Genomic DNA, 3,230 nt, shown 5'->3' with positions numbered 1-3,230 from the left:
GAAAAAACCTCTGTAAGCTATTGACTTACAGAGGTTTTTTCATTTTTTTTCTGTGATCCCGCTGGGATTCGAACCCAGGACCACTACATTAAAAGTGTAATGCTCTACCAGCTGAGCTACGGAATCATTTTTCCTTGTTGTTTAAGGAGGTGCAAATATAGAGATAATAATTAATCGTGCAAATGTTTTTTTAAAATTATTTAGGGGGTGTTCAACTGTGTTAAAAAAATGTTAAGTCAAGTGCTTGATTTATAATTTTGTATCCGCTCTGCGCACCTTTAATTTTTTTTAAAAAAATATTACTTAGGTATAAAATTTAAAAACGACTGAAATTGTGCCTTGTGTTTGTTTTTATCCAACTTAAAATAGAAAGCACCACGCCTCGAACTTGATTTATCTTTCTCCGTCTGTTTTATTAAAAGCCCACTTGCTGTAATTTTTCTAATGAAGTTTCGGTTATCAATAGGAGAATCGTACACCTGCTCATACAAAGCTTGTAACTGTGGGATGGTGAACTTTTTGGGTAACAGCTCGAACAGGATAGGATGGAGGGCTGCCTGATAGCGGATTTTATCCATCGCAGCTTTAACCATTTCGTTATGGTCAAAAATCAGCTCGGGTACCTCTTTAAGCTTAAACCATTCTGCATGGTATTGATCGTTAATTTGTTGGCTGTACTTATTGATATCGATTAAGGCGAAATACACCACAGAAATGGTACGTTCAATCGGGTCACGGTTTGGACTGCCGTAAGAATGAAGCTGCTCCAGGTAAACATCATGCAAGCCGGTGAGTTCCAAAAGAATTCTTTTCGCCGCACCATCCAGGTCTTCGTTTTCACCAATAAAACCACCCATCAAACTCCATTGGTCTTTTACGGGTTCAATGGCTCTTTTGATTACTAAAAGTTTAAGCTGATCGCCATCGTAACCAAAAATAATGCAATCAATAGCTACCAGTACGGGTTTTTGATTTAAATACTTTGCCATTTTAAAAAAGAGAGTTTAATTTTTCATCATGATAATCAGCGATGAAAGCCAAAATATTACTGTATTCATCAAATTCGTCAACCTTATGTGTGGTGGTTAAAACAATGCATTTCATTCCTGCATTTAATGCAGATTCCACACCTTTCGGCGCATCTTCGAAAACCAGGCAGTCATCAGGTTTAATGCCCAGCGCTTCGGCAGCTTTTAAAAAGGTTTCAGGATCTGGCTTACTCGTCAGTACATCATCGGCGCTTACAATCGCGGCTAAATAATTCCTGATATTTAATCCATCTACCACAAAATCTATATTAAAAGGAATTGCTGCAGAACCAATTGCCATAGCGATGTTGTCTTCTTTTGCCCGTTCAAGAAAGTTGTCAAGCCCATCAATTAAAGCCAAATGTGGGAAATAACCTTCCTGATAACGTTTTTCCTTATCAAACGATAATTTTTCTACTTCTGCTACACTGAATTTATTTTTACCAAATACGCGTTCCAGAACTTCATGGTTTTTACCATACATTTCCTTTTTAACGGTTTCGTAGGCTAAGTTGGCACCTAAGTCATCGTTCATAATTGAATGCCAGGCCAGGGTATGATATTTCATATCATCGATCATGGTTCCGTTCAAATCAAAAATAATGGCTTTGGGTTTGAAATTCAAATCTTCCATAGGTTGCTAAATTATGTGATTTTTTCTGATGTAGGTAAATCCGCTCAATATTAACCGAAATAAAATGATAATCGTTATGATAACGGTAATTTATTTTTCATACTTTAGCATTCAACCAGAAATAAATCTATATGAAACGAATATTTTTAAAAGGCTTTCCAATTACCGCAATCTGCTTAGCGGCAACGTTATTTGCTTGTAATTCAAAAAGTGATCAGGCCGCTGAAACCAAAGTTGAAAATGACTCATTAAAATATACCACTACTATTGATGGAAAAAGTGTGAAGCTGTTTACCTTGAAAAATAAATCAGGTGCATCAGTTTCAATTACCAATTATGGAGGAAGAGTGGTTTCTCTACTTGTTCCGGATAAGGATCATAAATGGGTTGATGTGGTGTTAGGGTATGATAGTATTGCTTCTTATCGTAAAAAAGGTGAACCATTTTTCGGTGCTTTAATTGGTCGTTATGGCAATAGGATAGGTAAGGGTAAGTTTACTTTGGATGGTAAGGCCTATCAGCTACAGTTGAATGATGGTGTGAATACTTTACATGGTGGAACAGATGGTTTCTTTTCGAAAGTATGGGAAGCCAAACAAGTTGACGCTCAAAAGCTGGAACTAAGTTACGTATCAAATGATGGAGAAGCCGGCTATCCTGGCAAGCTGGATGTGAAAGTAACCTATACTTTAACAGATGACAATGCTTTGAAAATTGATTACTCAGCCACTACTGATAAAACTACAGTAGTTAATTTAACCAATCATGCTTATTTTAACCTAAATGGCGAGGGAAATAAAACCATATTGGATCATGAATTAACAATTGCTGCTGATTCCATTACGCCTGTAGATGCTACCTTAATTCCGACAGGGAAGTTGCAGGCTGTAGCCGGAACTTCATTTGATTTTAATAGAGCAAAAACCATTGGTGAAGCCATTGATGCAAAAGAGGAACAACTTAAATTTGGTAAAGGTTACGATCATAATTTCGCTTTAAAGAAACATGATGATCAAACACCTGTGGCTACCGTAAAAAGTACCGTAACAGGAATTGTAATGGAAGTGTATACTACTGAGCCAGGTTTACAGTTTTATAGTGGGAACTTTTTAACTGGACAAGATCAGGATGGTAAAGGTGGCAAGTCTTATCCTCACCGTTCTGCTTTTTGTTTAGAAACGCAGCATTTCCCTGATGCCCCAAATCATACGAATTTTGCATCGACGGCACTTAAGCCGGGCGAAACGTATAAAACCAGTACGACATATAAGTTTAAATAACCCCCCAACCCCCTAAAGGGGGAGTTTAAAGGCGAGATGGCTGTTCCTAAATGGGTTGCCATTCGTTCCAAATTGAAACAAACAAAAAAGCAAGACTGCTGATCTTGCTTTTTTGTTTTTCTAATATCCTATTGCTCCTTGCAAAGTCCTTTCTAGGAGATTTAGGGGTTCTTAGGCGTTTTCGGCTCTGCAAAATCAACTTTTTATCGCTTTAAGCAATCTCATTTAGTTGAAAATGCTATCTGCCTCTTGGAAAGTCCCCTTTAGGGGATTTAGGAGTGTGTACGT

The 3,230-nt window shown here is 37.4% G+C and carries 3 protein-coding genes and 1 tRNA gene; 1 reads left to right on the top strand and 3 read right to left on the bottom strand.

Features of this window, described 5'->3' with window-relative positions:
- Positions 1-53: 53 nt before the first annotated feature.
- From ON09_RS23245 to ON09_RS23235, 3 genes are all read right to left on the bottom strand, one after another.
- Positions 54-126: transfer RNA gene (locus ON09_RS23245), tRNA-Lys, on the bottom strand.
- 173 nt (positions 127-299) lie between these two features.
- A complete protein-coding gene (locus tag ON09_RS23240) occupies positions 300-989 on the bottom strand; it encodes an NUDIX hydrolase (RefSeq protein WP_010603466.1) in 690 nt (229 codons plus the stop codon).
- A 1-nt stretch (position 990) separates the two neighbouring features.
- Positions 991-1,662 carry an HAD family hydrolase gene (locus ON09_RS23235; RefSeq protein WP_010603465.1) on the bottom strand — a complete coding sequence of 224 codons (672 nt, stop codon included), beginning with the start codon at positions 1,660-1,662 and terminating at the stop codon, positions 991-993.
- A gap of 131 nt (positions 1,663-1,793) precedes the next feature.
- Between ON09_RS23235 and ON09_RS23230 the strand changes: the two genes are divergently transcribed.
- The gene (locus ON09_RS23230) at positions 1,794-2,942 is read left to right on the top strand and encodes an aldose epimerase family protein (protein ID WP_010603464.1); all 1,149 of its coding nucleotides are present in this window, start codon (positions 1,794-1,796) and stop codon (positions 2,940-2,942) included.
- Positions 2,943-3,230: the final 288 nt, after the last annotated feature.

It is taken from the genome of Pedobacter agri PB92 (assembly GCF_000258495.1).
Classification (GTDB): Bacteria; Bacteroidota; Bacteroidia; order Sphingobacteriales; family Sphingobacteriaceae; genus Pedobacter; species Pedobacter agri.
Note: the sequence above shows the minus strand (reverse complement) of the source record. Positions and strands in the feature narration are given on the sequence as shown.